This window comes from Aquimarina sp. MAR_2010_214 (assembly GCF_002846555.1).
Taxonomy (GTDB): Bacteria; Bacteroidota; Bacteroidia; order Flavobacteriales; family Flavobacteriaceae; genus Aquimarina.
Window position 1 is genome coordinate 4,894,095 of the sequence record NZ_PJMS01000001.1, and the last position, 16,558, is coordinate 4,910,652.

General features: G+C 30.1%; 17 protein-coding genes. 11 read left to right on the forward strand and 6 right to left on the reverse strand.

All coding sequences use genetic code 11. The features are described 5' to 3' along the window. Nucleotides 1-146 precede the first annotated feature (146 nt). Nucleotides 147-737 (reverse strand): peptide deformylase, encoded by a 591-nt coding sequence (def, locus tag ATE84_RS20860; protein ID WP_101449806.1) that lies wholly within the window; start codon nt 735-737, stop codon nt 147-149. Nucleotides 738-759: 22 nt separating this feature from the next. Further along, nucleotides 760-1,170, reverse strand: a complete 411-nt coding sequence (ruvX, locus tag ATE84_RS20865) for a Holliday junction resolvase RuvX (protein ID WP_101449807.1) — start codon at nt 1,168-1,170, stop codon at nt 760-762. Nucleotides 1,171-1,297: 127 nt separating this feature from the next. Here ruvX and ATE84_RS20870 point away from each other — a divergent pair, with 127 nt between their 5' ends. The 3 genes from ATE84_RS20870 (at nt 1,298) to ATE84_RS20880 (ending at nt 4,182) form a co-directional block, all read left to right on the forward strand. Further along, complete coding sequence (locus ATE84_RS20870; protein WP_101451135.1) at nt 1,298-2,113, forward strand: 2,3,4,5-tetrahydropyridine-2,6-dicarboxylate N-succinyltransferase; 816 nt, start codon at nt 1,298-1,300, stop codon at nt 2,111-2,113. Between the two features lie 67 nt (nt 2,114-2,180). Next, the gene (locus tag ATE84_RS20875) at nt 2,181-3,242 is read left to right on the forward strand and encodes a glycosyltransferase family 9 protein (RefSeq protein WP_101449808.1); all 1,062 of its coding nucleotides are present in this window, start codon (nt 2,181-2,183) and stop codon (nt 3,240-3,242) included. Between the two features lie 112 nt (nt 3,243-3,354). Further along, on the forward strand, nt 3,355-4,182 hold the full coding sequence (locus tag ATE84_RS20880) for a glycosyltransferase family 2 protein (protein ID WP_233195862.1): 828 nt from the start codon (nt 3,355-3,357) through the stop codon (nt 4,180-4,182). A gap of 36 nt (nt 4,183-4,218) precedes the next feature. Here the strand turns inward: ATE84_RS20880 and ATE84_RS20885 are convergent, their stop codons facing one another. The 3 genes from ATE84_RS20885 to ATE84_RS20895 form a co-directional block, all read right to left on the reverse strand. Continuing rightward, entirely contained in the window at nt 4,219-5,001 is a 783-nt protein-coding gene (locus tag ATE84_RS20885) for a Kdo domain containing protein (protein WP_101449809.1), read from the reverse strand. Between the two features lie 108 nt (nt 5,002-5,109). Beyond that, nucleotides 5,110-6,165: a glycosyltransferase family 1 protein gene (locus tag ATE84_RS20890; RefSeq protein WP_101449810.1), complete on the reverse strand. Its 1,056-nt coding sequence runs from the start codon at nt 6,163-6,165 to the stop codon at nt 5,110-5,112. 4 nt (nt 6,166-6,169) lie between these two features. Then, nucleotides 6,170-7,111, reverse strand: a complete 942-nt coding sequence (locus ATE84_RS20895; protein WP_101449811.1) for a hypothetical protein — start codon at nt 7,109-7,111, stop codon at nt 6,170-6,172. Nucleotides 7,112-7,219: 108 nt separating this feature from the next. Here ATE84_RS20895 and ATE84_RS20900 point away from each other — a divergent pair, with 108 nt between their 5' ends. After that, the gene (locus tag ATE84_RS20900) at nt 7,220-7,882 is read left to right on the forward strand and encodes a class I SAM-dependent methyltransferase (protein WP_101449812.1); all 663 of its coding nucleotides are present in this window, start codon (nt 7,220-7,222) and stop codon (nt 7,880-7,882) included. Between the two features lie 11 nt (nt 7,883-7,893). On the opposite strand, the gene ATE84_RS20905 is transcribed toward ATE84_RS20900, so the two are convergent. Continuing rightward, a complete protein-coding gene (locus ATE84_RS20905; protein ID WP_101449813.1) occupies nt 7,894-8,640 on the reverse strand; it encodes a DUF4422 domain-containing protein in 747 nt (248 codons plus the stop codon). Nucleotides 8,641-9,471: 831 nt separating this feature from the next. On the opposite strand from ATE84_RS20905, the gene ATE84_RS20910 reads away from it, so the two are divergent. The 7 genes from ATE84_RS20910 (at nt 9,472) to ATE84_RS20940 (ending at nt 16,536) form a co-directional block, all read left to right on the forward strand. Continuing rightward, nucleotides 9,472-10,473, forward strand: a complete 1,002-nt coding sequence (locus ATE84_RS20910; RefSeq protein WP_101449814.1) for a hypothetical protein — start codon at nt 9,472-9,474, stop codon at nt 10,471-10,473. A 434-nt stretch (nt 10,474-10,907) separates the two neighbouring features. After that, a complete protein-coding gene (locus ATE84_RS20915; protein ID WP_101449815.1) occupies nt 10,908-11,477 on the forward strand; it encodes an L-threonylcarbamoyladenylate synthase in 570 nt (189 codons plus the stop codon). A gap of 7 nt (nt 11,478-11,484) precedes the next feature. Beyond that, on the forward strand, nt 11,485-12,906 hold the full coding sequence (locus tag ATE84_RS20920; protein WP_101449816.1) for a CCA tRNA nucleotidyltransferase: 1,422 nt from the start codon (nt 11,485-11,487) through the stop codon (nt 12,904-12,906). 92 nt (nt 12,907-12,998) lie between these two features. Beyond that, entirely contained in the window at nt 12,999-14,015 is a 1,017-nt protein-coding gene (locus ATE84_RS20925; RefSeq protein ID WP_101449817.1) for a COX15/CtaA family protein, read from the forward strand. A 46-nt stretch (nt 14,016-14,061) separates the two neighbouring features. After that, nucleotides 14,062-14,577 (forward strand): hypothetical protein, encoded by a 516-nt coding sequence (locus ATE84_RS20930; protein ID WP_101449818.1) that lies wholly within the window; start codon nt 14,062-14,064, stop codon nt 14,575-14,577. Nucleotides 14,578-14,728: 151 nt separating this feature from the next. Then, nucleotides 14,729-15,787 carry a nucleoid-associated protein gene (locus ATE84_RS20935; protein ID WP_101449819.1) on the forward strand — a complete coding sequence of 353 codons (1,059 nt, stop codon included), beginning with the start codon at nt 14,729-14,731 and terminating at the stop codon, nt 15,785-15,787. Nucleotides 15,788-15,816: 29 nt separating this feature from the next. Beyond that, nucleotides 15,817-16,536, forward strand: a complete 720-nt coding sequence (locus ATE84_RS20940) for a sulfite exporter TauE/SafE family protein (RefSeq protein ID WP_101449820.1) — start codon at nt 15,817-15,819, stop codon at nt 16,534-16,536. Nucleotides 16,537-16,558: the final 22 nt, after the last annotated feature.

Here is a 16,558-nt window from a genome sequence, read left to right on the forward strand (position 1 = left end):
TTTTTAGAGATTTCGAACACTCAAGATTTAAACTATCATTAAAATCTCTAAATATGCTGATTTCTCTTCTAAAGTTGGCAAATATCAGTAGTTCGTTTTAAAAAATCAAACATTACCCTACATAAATATGTAAAGGCAAAATATACTTATCTACCTTTTTTAGCCAAAGGAAATCGCATTCTATATTCTGAACTAATTTTTCCTTTAGAAATATTAGCCAGTTTTCCTTTTATTAAACGCTTCTTAAGGCTTGATAGTTTATCTGTAAACAAAATTCCTTCAATATGATCGTATTCATGCTGAATCACTCTTGCTACCAACCCATCATAGGTCTCGGTATGCTCCACAAAATTCTCATCAAAATACTTAATTTTAATCGTTTCATTACGAAATACATCTTCTCGTATATCGGGAATACTCAAACACCCTTCTGCAAAAGCCCATTCTTCTCCTGTTTCTTCTAGAATTGTAGCATTAATAAATACTTTTTTAAAATTCTTTAACTGTTCTGCTTCTTCTTTGGATAACTCTTCATCTTCAGAAAAGGGTTCTGCGTCAACAATAAATAATCTAATAGGAATTCCTATTTGAGGAGCTGCTAATCCAACTCCATGTGCATTATACATGGTCTCAAACATATTATCCAGCAATTCTGATAATTTAGGATAATCCTTGGTTATCTCTTTTCCTTTTTTCTTCAATACCGGATCTCCGTATGCTACAATGGGAAGTATCATATTTTATTTCTTATTTCTATTATTATCGATTATACAAATAATCTTGCAGTATAATCGTTGCACTAATCTGATCTACTAATGCTTTATCTCTTCTTTTCTTTTTTGAAATACCACTAGCGATCATAGTATCAAAAGCAATTTTAGAGGTAAAACGTTCATCAATCCTTTTAACAGGAATATTTGGCAGTAATTCACCTAGCTTGTCTAAAAAAGGTGAAATTAACTGTTCACTTTCTGAGGCTTCGCCATGCAATCTTTTAGGCTCTCCTACTATAAAAAGTTCTACTTCTTCTTTAGACACATAATCCTCTAACCATGACAATAATTCTGAAGTATCTACAGTAGTTAATCCAGAAGCGATAATTTGCAATTCATCTGTAACTGCAATTCCGCATCTTTTCCCTCCATAATCTATCGCCAATATTCGTGCCATTTATTTTTTTTTGCAAAAATATAATATTATTACAAAACTGCCCTTATTTATTAATGGTTTCCTAAAATATCTACAATCGACACTTTTTTCAATGGAAGCTATTATCTTTACCAAAATTTTTTATTCGATGAACCAACTAAAAGAAACTATAGAAAAAGCTTGGGAAAACAGAGAGCTTTTAAAAGAACCAAATACTCAGAATGCGATACGTGAAGTAGTTAGCTTATTAGATTCTGGAGAACTTAGAGTAGCAGAACCTATAGAAGGTGGCTGGCAAGTAAATGAATGGGTAAAAAAAGGAGTAGTATTATACTTCCCAATCCAAAAAATGGAAACTCTAGAAGCTGGAATTTTTGAATACCATGATAAAATTCCATTAAAAAAAGGATATGAAGCTAAAGGAATTCGTGTAGTTCCTAATGCTGTTGCACGTCATGGTGCTTATATCTCTTCTGGTACTATTTTAATGCCTAGTTATGTAAACATAGGTGCTTACGTAGATAAAGGTACTATGGTAGACACATGGGCCACTGTTGGTAGCTGTGCTCAAATTGGAAAAAATGTTCATCTTAGTGGAGGTGTTGGGATTGGTGGTGTTTTGGAACCATTACAAGCTGCCCCTGTTATTATAGAAGATAATGCATTTATAGGATCAAGATGTATTGTAGTCGAAGGTGTTCGAGTAGAAAAAGAAGCTGTATTAGGTGCTAATGTAGTACTAACAGCATCTACCAAGATTATCGATGTTACAGGAAATACTCCTGTAGAAAGAAAAGGAGTTGTACCAGCTGGTTCTGTTGTAATTCCAGGAAGTTATACTAAGAAATTTGCTGCTGGAGAATTTAATGTACCTTGCGCTTTGATTATTGGAAAACGTAAGGAAAGTACTGATAAGAAAACTTCACTCAATGATGCTCTTCGTGAATACGATGTAGCCGTATAGTGTAGAAAGGAACTTGAGCTTGTCTTTTGTTTTTTTAGACAAGCTCAACTATTTTGATCAATAGCATATGAAGATTTTGGTTATTCAACAGAAGATGATTGGTGATGTACTCACAAGTACTATCATTTGTGAGGCATTACGAAAAGAATATCCTGATGCCATAATTGATTTTCTTGTAAACTCTAATACAAAACCTGTTATATTAGAAAATCCATTTTTTGATCATATTATAGAGTTTAAGAATGAATACCAAGAGGATAAAAAAGCGCTGTATACATTTTTAAAACAGATACGAAAATCTAAATACGATTATGTAATTGATGTCTATGGAAAACTAGAAAGTAATCTTATTACACTGTTTTCTGGAGCTTCTCAAAGAGTTTCTTTTTATAAATGGTACACTCAGTTTTTGTATACAAAGACAATTAAAAGAAACCTTGTACCTATTACAAATGCAAGTATTTCAATAGAAAACAGATTGCGCTTAGTTTTTCCTGAAAACAGAATCACCTCTGAGATCACAAGGCCAAAAATATTTTTAACTAAAGAAGAAAAAGAAAAAGCTCGTGAGTTTTTAGAATCGAATGGAATTACTTCAAAAACGCCATTAATAATGATCAGTGTTTTAGGTAGTGAAATGAGAAAAACTCTTCCTCTAGAGTACATGGCTAAAATTATAGATATTATCGTTAAGAATACAGAGGCTCATATTCTTTTTAATTATATTCCTGATCAGGAAAAAGATGCTCGTACTGTTTATAATCTTAGCATGCCGAGAACACAAAGACATATCCATTTTGACGTATTTGCTAAGAGCTTACGTGGATTTCTTGCCATCCTCTCTCATTGTGATGCATTAATTGGTAATGAAGGAGGTGCGGTAAATATTGCAAAAGCTCTTGATATACCTACTTTTACTGTTTTTTCTCCTTGGATTCCTAAAAAAGCCTGGAATATGTTTGAAGATGGAGAAACACAAATGTCTGTTCATTTATCTGAGTATATGCCCGAACTATTTTCAAACAAAAGCACTAAGGAGCTCAAAAAGAAATCTTTAGAACTTTACCCTTACTTTAAACCCGAATTATTCATTAATCAATTGCATGATTTTTTAAATAAAAACTTGTAACTATTTTTTTCAAATTAATACTATTTCTTCCTATAGAATATTGGTTCTAATATTTGAAATGAATTGTTAACAAAACGTTTCGTTATCTTAAAATTAATTATTTTTGCTCAACATGACCTACAAAACAACATCAACAATGGTTAAGCTCTCTGGAGTTATTATTACATATAATGAAGAAAGGAAAATTGAAAAATGCTTGGAGTCACTTCAAGGGGTAGTTGATGAAATTGTTGTTGTTGATTCTTTTTCTACGGATAGAACTGAAGAAATTTGCAAAAAATACAATGTTAAGTTTGTGAAGCAAGAATTTCTTGGTTATAAGGAACAAAAAAACTTCGTAATTACTCAAGCTTCTTATGATCATATTATCTCTCTTGACGGAGATGAGGCCTTATCCTCTAAACTTCAGGAATCTCTCATAAAATTAAAATCTAATTGGGTTCATGATGGTTATTACATGAACCGATATAATAATTTTTGTGAGCAATGGATTAATCATTCTGATTGGTATCCTGATAAAAAATTAAGGGCTTTTAAAAAAGGAAAAGGAGAATGGAAAGGAATTAATCCTCATGATTCTTATAAATTATACGATCCTAAAAAATGTGGCAAATTAAAAGGAGATATACTTCATTGGAATTACCCGACATACAGCGCTTATAATAAACAAATTGAAAAGTTCTCTACAATATCAGCTCATTCATATTATGAATTAGGAAAAAATGCAACGTTGTGGAAAATTTTATTTAATCCTACCTGGGCTTTTTTTAAAGCATACTTCTTAAGGCTTGGATTTCTAGATGGGCTAAATGGGCTTATTATTTGTATCCAAACTGCAAATCTTACTTTTTTAAAATATATTAAACTAAGAGAATTAATACGAGAAAAAAAGCTTAAAACAGTCAGGGAAAATTCTCAACAAATAACAGAACAGGTATAAAGGCAACAACCATAAATTCTTGTATTCATTGATTTATTATGATATTTCTTGATACTTCTTTTTCCAGAAAAATATTTTTCTTTTTATTCGACGTTTACGGTAATATTTGTCCTGAAACTCTTCAGTGTACTTCCACATAAGATCAAATATCTCTTTTTCATCTTCTCCTGTACATTTTGCATATTCATTACTCATTACCTGAACCATAGATTCATGTATGGTTAATTTAGCAAAATTTTTAATTCTAGTATCAAAATCCATTTCTCCAAATTTCATCCGGTTAAGATCTACCAAATAAAACTCATACTCTTCTTTTTTTCTTTTTACCAATGTATTCCCAGGGGAATGATCAAGGAAATTAACTCCATTTTTATGCAACATATATGTAAACCGAGTAAAGGCCCTAAGAATAGATTCATGGTCAGGTATATCAAAATCGGTAGTTAATTCGCGATATGTAAGATCACAATCTACCAGTTTACTTATATAATAGCTTTTCTTAAATAAACAAAAGGTAGTATATAAATCATATGCCAATGGGAATGGTGTTTTTATGCCTAGCTCCAATAACTTATTCGCATAACTATAAGATCTTTCTGCTTTTGATTTTCTAAAGAATCGATATACAACCTGATTTATAAAATTAGGAACCTTGAATGATTTGATTGTATATTTTTCACCTTCAATCTCTACAATTTTTATAACATTGCGCTCTGCATCTCCTAATATCTCATGATAGTCATCAAAATGCGCTATTGTTTTCTGCACTTCGGTTTCTACTGATTTATAATCTGGATGTATGATAAATTTATGTTGCATTCTTTATTTATAATAATCTAAACAAAAGTAACTTTTTGATACGGTTCCTCGGTAATTAGTATTCAGGAATAAGACAAGCTTATATACTTAGATACTACTTAGTATAAATTACATTAAGGATTTGTATATTTTATTGTATTCTAATGCTGCTGTTTGCCAGCTAAATTTTTCTAATTGGGTTTTAATTTTTTCCTCCATTATAAGTCTATTAGACTCAAAATAGGTGATTTTTGTTAAAAACATATTAGCCATATATTCAGGCTCTAATTCTTCCCAATAAAAACATGCTTCTCCTCCTATTTCTGGTAAAGAAGTTTTATTATAAAGAAAAATAGGTTTATTAAAGTTTAATGCTTCAACCACCGGTAATCCAAATCCTTCTCTGGAAGAAGGAAACACAAAAGCAAAACAATTAGTAAACAGTTCTACTTTTGTTTCTTCGGATACAATACCTTTCAAAAAAACTCTTTCCTCAAGGTTATTTTCTTGAATTAAATTTTCTAAATGTAAAACATAATCACTACTACCTTTTCCTGCAAGAACAAGTTTAAATCTTTCTGGAATATGATTCATCATCAAAATAAGTTTCTCCAGATTTTTGTATGGTCTCATTTCCGTAATGCAAAAAAGATAATCATCTGTATTCTCATCAGGGTTAACTAACGAAATTTCTTTTAAGGAATTACCATTATATATTACTTTTTGTGTTTTTGATGCAGCAACATCAAAATGTTTATTCACTTCATCTTTAGTAAAGTTTGACACAAAAACAAGTACTTGAGCTCTATCTATTTTTTTTTGAATAAAATCCTTAGTTTTTTGATCTACAGCATCTTCATAAATAAAATTAATATCATGAATAGTTAAAACATATGGGATCTTTTTATTTAAAGGCTCAATTTTACTTAGCTGATTGGTAGAATGAAATATATAGTTACGACCAAAGATACCCAACTGGCGATGTATTGAATAATAGTATTTTACAAAAATATTCTTTTGATTAAATATCGATTTATAACGTCCTTTTTTAGGAGTATAAAAAACATAATTTATATCAGTATCAATAGATGAAAAAGCTTTAGACAAATGATATGAAAATTGTCCAAAGCCTTTATTTAGATTTTTCAAGTAATGAAAATCTACAAATACTCTTTTATTTTTCACCTTTTTATAAATTTAGAATTCTGTTTATCCAATTATCTACCAGGTACTTTTGATAGATCTCACTTGGTATTTCTTCATATTCATTCTTAAAAAAAGAGTTAGGAATTTGAATATTATTTTTATCTATTATTAAGATATTATTTGGGTTATAAAAATCATAGTTAGCAATAGCTGCGTTAGTAGTTATTAACTTTTTGCTATTCCCTAAACTTTCAAAAACTCTAAACGATAGTCCATCCTGTCCTTCTCTATGAATATCTAATAATACGTTAGAATGAGCTACTAATTCATTTACATCTTTCATATTTATCCTTTCTGTAACGTACGCTACACTACTCTTGGATTCAATTTTCTTTTTTCCGAAACTGATAATTTTATATGATATCCCTAAATCATCTAATTTTAATGCTATATCATCTATAAGTTTAGATCTCTTACTAAACGTGCTTATATTAAAAACTTCTTGTTCTATCGACAAGTTCTTTTTGTTTTCTTTAAAAATATAATTTGTCGCAAATTTAAAATTATGCTTTTTTGAATCATTAGGTTCAAAAGTATATACCTCATCAAAAAAAGGAGCTACTAATAATATTTTTGGTATTCTTTCTATATTATCATTAAAGAACGCTGTCAAATCCCCTGTAAATGACCTTATATTCTTAATAATCTGAGGAAGTAAAAAATTAGCGTTAAGCATCAGGATTTTATCTTGTTTTCCAATTTCACCCAATCGCTTAAGAATTTCTTTATTTAAGTGATTCTTTTTTATATCATATTTAAAAAAGGTTTTCCCAACAAAATTAAAAATTCGGTGAAAAACTGTAGGATACTGATACCTAAAAGTATGAAAGTTTATATGATTAACTTCATATCCCTGCTTTTTTAGACTCTTGGCAATTTCATCGTTAATCCCCAAAACATCTAGACTAATCAGTGTTATTTTCATGTTTTAAATAATAATAGAGACAAACTTACTAAAAGTAAAGAATCATATTGCTAAAAAAATAATTTTTAAAATTAATACATTTGTCAACATTATGTTAAATTCACTATAATGAACTATCTATTTATTATTTTACCTATTGTGCTACTAGGAATTGCATCTCCCAAACTTATCAAACTTATCAAACATAAGTCATTATATCCTTTCATGCCTTACAAATATAATTTTAGGAGAAGACGTATAACTTTTTCTAAAACACTACAGCTCTTAAATGAACGAAACGCTAAAATACTGGTAGAGACAGGAACTTCGAGAAATGGTCTAAAAGCTACTAAAACTGATGGTGGTGCAACAATCGTTTTTGGTAAATGGGCAAAGGAAAATGATGCTAAGTTACATTCTGTAGATATTAGTGAAAATTCGGTTAAAGGAGCACAAGAAGCAGTACAAGAAGAAAGTTTACAAGATAGTACAACGGTATATCTTGGGGATTCTCTAGACTTCTTAAAGAATTTCAACGACTCTATTGACTTTTTATATCTAGATAGTTATGATTATTCAAAAACCGATATAGAAGTTCAAAAGAAAAGTCAGGAGCATCACTTACAAGAGTTTATTCTGGCTGAAAATAAATTACATGATAAATCTATCGTTTTAATAGATGATTGTAGGCTTCCTGGAGGTGGTAAAGGAAAAACAGTTGTAGAATATATGCTAAAAAAAGATTGGAAAATTTTAATTAATGCTTATCAAATTTTATTAGTGAAAAAGTAGCACTTTCTATACTATTTTTTTCTAATAACTTGAACTTCTTTTATTTTAAAATCATGATGACATAGATATAGGTTAAATAACCGTTCGGCTAAAAAACCAAAGACCCTTGGTTCTATTCCTATACCTGATTTAATTATTCTTTGTTCGACTTCAAATAAAATACGCATTAACCATGTCATATATTGATCATAAATAACCTTTGAGGTAATCATCATCGAATAAAAATATCCTTTCTTTTTATTAAAAACCTGAGTCATACTTGTTACATAATCAGGGTATAACTCGTGTATAATCTCAATAGCTAATTTTAAATTTTCTTCTTTATGATTCTCTATATATTGATTATACATTGTTTTTTTTAACGGTCGCTTTTTGGGAAGAATAAAATCATAATCTTTCAAAAGTTTTTCTATTTTTTTATTATGCCTCTGGCTACATACTTTTTCTAAACTATATCTATTTTTATATTTTTTGACTCTTTTTATATGTGAAAAAGTAAATGCATCTATAAAATTGAAATAACGACGATAATGACATATACCTATATAATCAATATGTTTAACATTTTTCCAAATCCAGTACATTGCAGTGATTTCACAATAATTAGGATTCTTTTCTGCTATATGGTTTTCGATATCATCTTGTAGAAAATTATCAGGAATATTCTCTTTTCTATTTCCTACCAATATAGGCTGAAATAAGTCATTAGTTGGTAATGCTAAACTTTTATGAGTAACGGTGTAAATATTTATTTGCATTTAAAAACCTATTATAATAATTATTTGCATAATTGCTTCTTTTAAAAACAATCCATTTATAATTTTATTTCGAACTTCTTTTTTATTTTTTTATTGTATCACTTGGCATACCAACTAAATTACTTGCACCCATTATTTTGACACTGTTTCAATTTCAAATCTTTATTATCTTAAAATATCAAAATCATACAAACAACATTTATTGTAGTTTCCTAAAAATCAACACACAAGGAGCATGTAAAAATCTCACTAAACAAAAACAACACATAATCTGTTGTTTTTTTAAGCAATTATAAAATAAAATACGTGATAACAATTAACAAATATATAGCATATTTTGATTATGCAGAATAATAACTTGAGGAAAATCTACTAAAAAAACATGAAATCATACAACTACTTCTTTTCTATTGTTTTTGTTGTATAGAACTACATTTTTCTAGTTTCATTTTAATTCTGACAAAAAAACAACAGCCCCTCTTTTTATCCAAATCACTACTTAAATATTTTCTATAAATAATCCTTGAAGCAAGTCCACAAAACATTCAACGGAAAAAAGTTTATTTTTAGTTTAATGAAAACCTTAGATTTTCAAACTCTCCTCTTCTTACAAGGTAGCCGCTTTTAGGTTAGTATAATGAAAAATAACACTTCTGAAAAGGATATAATGATAGTGATAAAGTTTCTTTTTTGCTTCTTTTTCCTTACTGGGAAATTAACTTTTTTTTAACGTAATACTATCGTAACAAAACAACTCTTCAGTACATTATTATGTGTAAAAGGGAACTATTCTTTTTATAATTTTTTATTTAATCTTAAAACCTAATTATTATGAAAAATTTATTTTTTGCCTTTTTGGCATTACTTATTGTTTCTTGTTCTCAAGATCAAAATTTCGAAAGTGATCTTACAGATCAATCTTTAAAAAAAGAAACTTCATTACTAACATTTAAAGACTGGGATCATTTCTATGAAGAATATAATTCTATATCATATTTAAATCAAGATGAATTAACATCTTGGGTTTCTAAAAAACACCATAATGCACTATTAAATTCGTTCAATGATTCAGACGAATATAGCATTGAAAAAGAAACCGACATAAACACGTTGACTAATGGATTATTAGCTATTCTAAATGAAAATCAAGAATTTAAAGTTGGAGAAAACATTATTTATTTTAAAAACGGAAAATTTTATGAAATTTCTAAGAAAAAAATTATTAGAAATTCTGAATGGAAAAATAATTTATCTAATCTAAAAAAAATTGGAGAAGCTAATATTGAGCTAGCAAACAGTCAGAAAGAAAATAAAACATTTTCTTTTAATGCTGGAAATGGTACCATTAAAATAGAAGCACATGATTTCAGACGGCAAGTTTGGAAAAATTGTAGTAGTGGTGCATTAATTAATGGTACTTGTTGCACTACAAGGTACACTAACAGTCTTATCAACAGAAGTTTTAATTTAGGTGGTTCACATAATATTATAAGTGAACTTTATTTTGATGTAAACATGGGATATCATTATAAAGGTAAATGGAGAAAATCTGGAGAACATAGAAATATTACTGTTAATTTATCTACAAATGGTAAACTTCTTTTTGATAATGGTTATCCTACCGGTCCAAACAATAATTTTAACAAAAATGTTTCTAGAAATCTTCCTTGTAAAACTTCGGATCAAAGAATTTTACTTGGAAATGCATCTTATTCTGTTGCTTTAGGAGGTTATGGTGTTTGGCATGTGAATATCGAAGGCACAACAACACAACATGTTAATGGAGATGTTTCTTCAAATAAGTGGACTAATTACATTAATTGGACTAGATAGTTATCACTGTCAAATTTTATAAGAGAGACTGTCTGAAAAGGCAGTCTCTCTTAGTTTTGGAGCTCCTACCTTTACTTATACATTTTTTCAAGATAGTTTATTATGCCTTAATAAATATTATAGAAAAATGAAGAAAGGCAAAGGTAATCAGATTTAAAAAACCTACTCAGTTTACAAGGAGTAACATATCGTAAAAGAAGATGTTGGGATGTATGAAAACATAAAGCAAAACATGAACTTCAAACGCTTTATGTTAAGAGGAATTCAAAAATAGAAACAGAAATAAGGTTAATTACTATATCATACAACCTCAAAAAAGTGAAATAGGTAAAGAACACTAAAAGGTCTTAAAAAGTAAAAATCAAAAGAAAAAGATCCCCTAAATACTTTTTAGACAACTTCTTTTGTATTTTGCGACATTAAAAAATTATCTAATGCCAGATCAAATTACAGAAATCCAAAATGCAATTAATACATTAAAAAAAGGAGGAATCATCCTCTATCCTACCGATACAATTTGGGGTATTGGCTGTGACGCCACTAATGCAGAAGCGGTTGATAAGTTATATGCCTTAAAAAATCGGGAAGAAAGCAAGTCTATGATCTGCTTGGTTAGTGATTTTAAAATGCTGCAACAATATATAGAAGAAGTTCCTGAAGTAGCCTATGATATTCTAAAATATGCTGCAAAACCTACTACTATTATCTATGACAGACCGCTACATGTTGCAGAAAATATTATCGCAGATGATAATACATTAGGTATTCGGGTTGTGAGAGATCCTTTTTGTGGAAAATTAATTAAGAAGCTTAAACGACCTATTGTTTCGACCTCTGCTAACATTAGTGGTATGCCTGCTCCAAAAAACTTAAAAGAAATACCCGCAGCAATTTTGGAAGGCGTAGACTATGTCGTAAATTTGCCTCTACAAAAAAAAGGAGCTAAACCTTCTTCAATTATTAAAATAGGAAGCGATAGTACCGTAAAAATTATTAGGAAGTAATTGATTCATGTCGGAAATCAAAAATTATAAAAAAGCTTTACAACATCCAATTTTTGAAACAATTGCCAAAGCATCAGCAAATCTAGAACTAGACAGCTATGTTATTGGTGGATTTGTAAGAGACCATATATTGCAAAGAAAAACGGTCAAAGATATTGATATTGTTGCTGTTGGTAGCGGAATAGCATTAGCAAAAGAAGTATCCAAACTTTTACCTGGCAATCCCAAAGTGCAGATTTTTAAAACCTATGGTACGGCAATGCTAAAAGCTGATGATATCGAGGTAGAATTTGTTGGAGCACGAAAAGAATCCTATTCTGAAGATAGTCGCAATCCCATTGTAGAAAATGGAAGTTTAGAAGACGATCAGAATAGACGAGATTTTACAATCAACACTCTTGCCTTACACCTATCACCAGAAAATTTTGGAGAAATATTAGATCCTTTTAATGGCTTAGAAGATCTAAAATCAAAAGTAATCCGTACTCCTTTAGATCCTGATATTACATATTCTGATGATCCTTTGCGAATGATGAGAGCAATTCGTTTTGCTACACAACTCGATTTCAAAATTGAATCCACCTCATTAAAAGCTATTACCAAAAATAAAGATCGAATTAAGATCATTACCAAAGAACGTATAGTAGATGAGTTGCATAAAATTATTTTAAGTGATAAACCTTCAACAGGCTTTATATTACTGGAACAAACCGGTCTTTTGGAGTATATACTACCCGAACTTATCGCGTTAAAGGGTATTGATGAAGTCGAAGGGCAACGACATAAAGATAATTTTTATCACACCCTAGAAGTTCTAGATAATATTGCAGAAAACACAGATGACCTCTGGTTACGTTGGGCGGCTTTACTTCATGATATCGGTAAGGCACCTACCAAAAAGTTTAGCAAAAAAGTAGGATGGACTTTTCATGGGCATGAATTTGTAGGTTCAAAAATGGTATTCAAACTATTTAAGCGCCTAAAAATGCCGCTAAATGAAAAAATGAAGTTTGTTCAAAAAATGGTATTAATGAGCTCCAGACCTATAGTGATTGCAACAGAGGTTACAGATTCTGCTGTGCGAAGACTAGTATTTGATGCAGGAGAGTACATTGAAGAATTAATGACACTTTGTGAAGCCGATATTACAACCAAAAACCCTAAACGTTTTAAAAAATATCATAATAATTTCAAGATTGTAAGGCAAAAAATGATTGAAGTTGAAGAACGAGATCATGTTCGCAATTTTCAACCACCTGTTACAGGAGAAGAGATTATGAAGACCTTTAATATCAAGCCCTCTCGCGAAATAGGAATCATTAAAGAAGCAATTAAAGAAGCAATTCTTGAAGGTGAAATCCCTAATGAGCACGAAGCAGCTTATGAATATATGGTAAAAAAAGGTGAAGAATTAGGGTTAAAAAAGTAACTAAGAATCTAAGTAGGTACTTCATATTTTCAAACTATATAATACAACTTTATAATTCTGAATCTTTGTCACTTTGAAACTTTGAATAAAAAATGAAAAAAGACAATAAAAAAGTAATATACTGGCTACTTACAGGGTGCTTATTGATTTTTATTATGGTTGTAGTTGGTGGAATTACCAGACTTACTCATTCTGGGTTATCTATCTCTAATTATAAACTAATTTCGGGCACTATCCCTCCTATGAATGATGTAGAATGGAACGCAGCATTCGACCTCTACAAGCAATACCCAGAATATCAAAAGATAAATCATCAATTCACACTTGACGATTTTAAAGATATTTATTTTTGGGAATGGTTACATCGTGTCATCGGAAGATTCATAGGTGTTATATTTATAATACCTTTCGTATATTTCTTAATCAGAAAACAGCTTACTACGCCTACCATAAAAAAATCTCTAATACTCATGTTATTAGGAAGTTTTCAAGGATTTCTTGGTTGGTTTATGGTAAAAAGTGGATTAATTGATAGGCCCGATGTAAGTCACTATCGACTTGCCATGCATCTCACCGCAGCATTTATAACCTTTGCATATACATTTTGGGTAGCTCTGGATTTGATATATCCTAATAAAAAACAAATCGATATTAAGTTTAGAAAACTGATTCGATGGGGTTTAGGAGTTCTTTTACTTCAGATTATCTATGGTGCTTTTGTCGCTGGCTTAGATGCTGGTTTATTACATAATTATTGGCCATTAATGAGTGATGGAACCATAATTCATGAATCCGTTTATATTGAACAATCTCCCTTACTAAAGAATTTTGTAGAAGGAAAAAGTGGAGTCCAGTTCATACATCGTTATCTGGCTTATATAGTTGTAGGACTTATTGTTTTCATTTGGTTTCGAAGTAAAAAAATTCAGACAAGTACTACTCAGTCTAATTCACTAAATGCCTTACTAATTATTGTTTGCATTCAATTTTTATTAGGTGTATTTACATTAATATTTAGAGTCCCAATCTTATTAGGAGTATTACACCAGATTGTTGCTTTTTTCTTATTAGGGGCAATGACTTTTTCATTACATCGTTTTAGTAAATAACAATGCATTTATAGTATCTTTGCATTTCCAAATTAATTAATTAATAATGATATACCGTTTCAGAGTTATTCTGGATACAGAAGAAGATGTATTTAGAGATATTGAAATAGAACAAGGAGCAACCTTAGAACAGTTTCATAATGTAATCACCCAATCTTTTGGTTTTGATGGAACAGAAATAGCTTCTTTTTACATTAGTGATGATCAATGGAATCAAGGAGAAGAAATATCATTATTTGATATGAGTGATGGTAATCAGCCTGTTAGACTGATGAATGAAACTACTCTTATTGATGTTGCTCATGAGGCCTCTCCCAGGCTAATTTATATCTATGATTTCTTAAGTATGTGGACATTTTTGGTAGAACTTGCAGAAATTGCCGAACATGAAAACGGAAGAGAATATCCAAACGTAATGTATATTCATGGTCAAATACCAGATCAGGCACCTGATAAAGAGTTTAAAGCAGAAAAATCAGATGACTTTAATGAAGATGAAAATGAAGGCTTTATGGATCTTGATGAATATGAAGATCTCGGGTTTGATGAAAATTGGAATTAATTTAAGTAGTAAAGTTTCATAGAAACAAAGTCACTATATATATGAGTACCTTCTCAGAAATTTAAAAATATAACTAGAAGGCTTTATAACAATTAAAACCTCAAAATAAACTATAAACTCTGCTACTTAGTAGCTTTGAAACTTATAAAAAATGATCAACTTATATAGCGCTCAGATCGAATCACTATCGGTTCATAGGGTTGGAAACAAGAATAAAAATGAAAATATATTCTTGTCAGAATCTCCGTATGCCCTTAATGATGAATTAACTGCACTTCTAAAAGAGTATTTTTTTAAGCCTTTTAGAGAAAAAGAAGAAAATTATTTTCAATTTGCTAATGAGGTAGATATAGAATTTAATCCACTGTTTAAGATCGTAACCGAAATTTTTGAACATCCCTCTTCAGTTCATGAAAAATCTAAACGAATTGCTTCATTATTATATGAACAATCCCAACACCCTCATATTAAAAGTGGCGAGGTGTATGTTACATATCTAGATAATGTAAATATAGATAATGAAAAAGTTGATGCTATTGGGATCTTTAAATCAGAATTAAAACATGATTTTCTTCAGTTTGACGAAAAAGAAAGTGATATTGAATTATTAATTCAACAAGGTGTAAACTTAAATAAGCTCGATAAAGGCTGTTTGATTTTTAATCATAAAAAAGAAGAAGGTTATAAAATCCTTTCTGTAGATTCTAATCGATATGATACCAAATATTGGTTAGAACACTTTTTAGGCGTAGAAGCTTTTGCCGATGAGAATTTTTACACTAAGAAATACATGAAATTCTGCCAGGATTTTGCAAAAGATGTTGTGCTTCCTGCCGAAGATAAAAAAGAAGAAGTGATGTTTATGAATCGTGCAGTAAACCACTTTGCTAAAAATGATGAATTTGAAGAGTCTGCATTTTTAAATGATGTAATCGATAATCCTGATTTGATTCCAGAATTTAAGCATTACAAAGTAGAAAAAGCACCAAAATACCAAATCGAAGACCTCACCTCCTTTCCTATTGCCAATAACGCAGTAACTGCTGCTCGTAAAAAAATAAAAAATGTCATCAATCTAGACACTAATGTACAGATAAAAATGGATTTCATTAATCCAGAATCTGCAGAAAAATTTGTAGAAAAAGGATGGGATGAAGAGAAGCAAATGTATTACTATTTGGTATATTTCAATAAAGAGCAAAAAACCTAAGAAAATAAAAAACTAATAGCTATCGTATTATGGATTTTATTCTGGTTGGTATTATAGCTTTATTAGGGTCGGGATTAACATTTTTTTCTGGTTTTGGATTAGGTACATTATTGATGCCTGTGTTTGCACTATTCTTTCCTATAGATATTGCAATCGCTCTTACAGCAATTGTACATCTGCTTAATAACTTATTCAAATTAACCCTTGTTGGCAAAAAAGCTAATGTACAAACGGTACTACGCTTTGGTTTACCTGCAATTGTATTTGCCTTTTTCGGAGCTTATATATTAGGCAAAATCACCTATATAAAACCTATATTTTCATATACTATTGCTGATACCATTCACGAAATCACGGTGGTAAAAATATGTATAGCAACACTATTACTTTTTTTCTCCCTCTTTGATCTTATCCCAAAGCTAAAACGATTGGAGTTTGATATCAAATATTTACCTTGGGGTGGTGCGTTAAGTGGTTTTTTCGGGGGATTATCCGGTCATCAAGGGGCATTACGAACTGCTTTTTTAATTCGGGCAAAACTTAGTAAAGAAGCTTTTATTGCCACCGGAGTAGTTATTGCATGCTTTATTGATATCTCAAGACTCACTATATATGCAAAAGATCTTTTACAATTAGGAGATCAACTTAATTATCCTATGCTTATTGTCGCTACTGCAATGGCATTTATTGGAGCTTATATCGGCAACAAGTTTCTTAAAAAAATCACCATACATACGATTCAAATGTAACCGTTCAGCAAACCACATATTG